Annotated in this window: 2 protein-coding genes; one reads left to right on the top strand and one right to left on the bottom strand. The window is 38.7% G+C overall.

What is annotated here, in order from left to right; genetic code table 11:
* Nucleotides 1-111: 111 nt before the first annotated feature.
* Nucleotides 112-1,320 (bottom strand): tyrosine--tRNA ligase, encoded by a 1,209-nt coding sequence (gene tyrS / locus Q7P05_RS08280; protein WP_105089299.1) that lies wholly within the window; start codon nt 1,318-1,320, stop codon nt 112-114.
* A 162-nt stretch (nt 1,321-1,482) separates the two neighbouring features.
* Between tyrS and Q7P05_RS08285 the strand changes: the two genes are divergently transcribed.
* Nucleotides 1,483-3,180 (top strand): transglycosylase domain-containing protein (locus Q7P05_RS08285; protein WP_303931584.1); only part of this gene is annotated, 1,698 nt, incomplete at its 3' end.

A 3,180-nucleotide genomic window follows, 5' to 3' on the forward strand; every position in this document is an offset into this window, starting at 1 on the left:
AAAATTTTCACGAATTCTTTATCTTTTAACCTTACTTTTATTAGCTGCTTTATTTAGAGTTTTCGAACAAAAAACTGTGATAAGATTTCTAAACCTCATCACAGTTTTATATTAGTTAAATTTAATTTTTACGAATTTACGTTTACCAACTTGAACGATCATGCCATCTTCAAGGGTAAGGTTTTCTTCCGTATATTTTTCACCATTTACTTTGAAAGCACCGGCTTTAATGGAGCGACGTGCTTCACCATTAGAAGCAGTCAAACCAGCATCTGTACAGAATTGTGGAACAAAGATTGGTTCTGTTGGCGCATCCATAGCGTATTCAGGAATATCTGTAGGCAACGCGCGTTGTTGGAATACGCGTTTGAATTCTTCTTCAGCTTCAAGAGCAGCCTCTTCACCATGGTACAAACGAACGATGGTACGAGCTAATTGCATTTTAGCATCACGTGGATGTAATTCACCACTTTCAAGACGTTTTTCCATGTCCTCTTGTTCTTCAATTGGCATATCTGTAACGAGCATGAAGTAGCGCATCATCAATTCATCAGGAATAGACATTGCTTTACCGTACATTTCTTTAGGTTCTTCGTCGATACCGATGTAATTGCCTAAAGATTTACTCATTTTTTGAACACCGTCAAGGCCTTCAAGCAATGGCATTGTGATAACAACTTGTGGTTCTTGACCTTCTAATTCTTGTAAATGACGACCCATTAACAAGTTGAAAGTTTGGTCTGTACCACCAAATTCAACATCAGCATGTAATGCTACAGAATCTTGACCTTGCATCAATGGATACATAAATTCATGAACCCCGATTGCACGACCTTCTTTGAAACGTTTATTGAAATCATCACGTTCCATCATACGTGCTACAGTGTAAGAACTTGCCAAGCGAAGCACATCAGCAAAGTTCATAGATTCAAGCCATTCACTGTTGTCGCGAACGATAGTTTTTTCAGGATCCAACACTTTGAAGATTTGTGTTTTATAAGTTTCAGCATTTTTCAATACTTCTTCTTTTGTAAGTGGTGGACGAGTTGCGCTTTTACCAGTAGGATCACCAATACGTGCAGTGAAACCACCGATAACAATCACTACTTGATGACCAAATTCTTGGAACAAACGTAGTTTACGAAGTGGTACTGTATGGCCTAAATGAATATCTGGCGCTGTTGGGTCCAAACCTAGTTTTACAACTAAAGGTTTATTTTCCTTAATGGATTTTTCTATTTTCTTTACAAGATCTTGTTCGTTAATTAAATCTGCTACGCCGTGTTTAATTTGGCGCACTTGTTCTTGAGCACTAACCATGATAATCCTCCTCGAAATACTATTGTTTTAGTATACCATTATCTAAAAACTTTCACAATTATATATATAGTATTGGTTTTAAGCCATTTATGATATAATATTTATAACTGCGTAATAGAATTTACGTTATATTTACTAACAAAAGAAAAAAGAGGTGACTCTATGAGTAATAACTCAAATGCGAGAAGCAGCCGCCGTTCTAACGGTAGCGGCTCTACACCGAAGAAAACAAGTCCGAAGCGTCTATTTTGGATTTGTGCCCTTCTCCTTATACTCATCGTAGCCGGAGGTGGCTGTGGTTTTATCAGTGCCACACTGTCTAACCTACCAGATGTATCCAATGTACGTCCTTCTGCATCGTCTCAAATTTACGATGTGCATGGTAATCTCATCACAACGGTTCATTCCACAGAGAACAGATTGCCAGTGCCGTTAAAAGATGTACCAAAGGATTTACAAAATGCCTTTGTTGCTACTGAGGACTCTCGCTTCTACTCCCATCACGGTATCGACCCAGTTGGTATCTTGCGTGCTGTATGGGTTAACCTTGTTCATAGTGGCGTATCTGAAGGTGGTTCTACTATCACTCAACAGTTAGCGCGTAATGCATTCTTATCTCAAGACAGAACATTTAAACGTAAAATTTCTGAAGCATTGCTAGCACTTAAAATTGAACAACATTACACTAAGGATGAAATCCTTGAAATGTACATGAACCAAATTTACTTTGGCCAAGGTGCATACGGTGTACAATCTGCAGCTCATGTATACTTTGGTAAGGATGCTAGCCAATTAACGCTAGCTCAAGCAGCACTCATTGCAGGCTTACCACAAAGTCCTAACTACTACTCTCCATTCAATGATTTGGAAGCTAGTAAAAAACGTCAAGCTGTTGTATTAGGCCAAATGGTTAAATACGGTTACATTACACAAGAGCAAGCTGATGAAGCACGTCAAGCAGATTTAGGCTTAGTGGCAAAACAAGAACAAACGCATGAAAAATCTAATGCATCTTACTTCATTAACTATGTTATTGCACAAGTTTCTGAAAAATATGGCGACGATGCAATCTATAAAGATGGTTTAAAAATTTATACAACTCTTGATATGGATGCACAAAATGCAGCTGTAGCAGCAATGCAAAACTTGCCTAATTACTACACTGATAGCAATGGTTTACATCAACCACAAGGTGCTATCGTAGCTATGAACCCTCATAATGGTTACATTATGGCTATGGTTGGTGGCCGTGGTGATGATGCATTTAACCGTGCAACACAAGCAGAACGTCAACCAGGTTCCTCTATGAAACCATTTGTATATTTAGCAGCTATTCAATCTGGTAAAACTCCTGGTTCTATCGTAGATGATAGCCCTGTTACATTTGGTAGCTGGAGCCCTAAAAACTATGAAAATGACTTCGTAGGTAATATTACATACCGCTATGCATTACAACATTCTCGTAACGTAGCTGCCGTAAAAGTTGCTGATGAAGTAGGCATGTCTAAGATTATTAAACTTGCTAAAGAAATGGGTATCACTACCCTTACAGATCAAGATAATAACTTGTCTACTGCACTTGGTGGTTTAACTCATGGTGTAACACCTCTTGAAATGGTTCAAGCTTATGGTGTACTCGCTAATGGTGGTATCAAAGTTCAACCTACGGCAATCCTTAAAATTGTTGATCGCAACGGTCAAGTGGTAGAGGAAAACTCCATCCAAGAAAAACGCGTTGTAGACGAAAAAGATGCAGCAATCATTACAAATATGCTAGAATCCGTTATAAAAGGCGGTACTGGTGGTAATGCCGCACTCGGTCGTCCTGCAGCAGGTAAAACTGGTACAACAGATGATTCC

Source organism: Veillonella dispar (assembly GCF_937975875.1).
GTDB lineage: Bacteria > Bacillota > Negativicutes > Veillonellales > Veillonellaceae > Veillonella > Veillonella dispar_B.

Excerpts from the sequence above, each read along its gene's own strand:
- tyrS (WP_105089299.1), bottom strand. The coding sequence starts at position 1,320 with ATGGTTAGTGCTCAAGAACAAGTGCGCCAAATTAAACACGGCGTAGCA.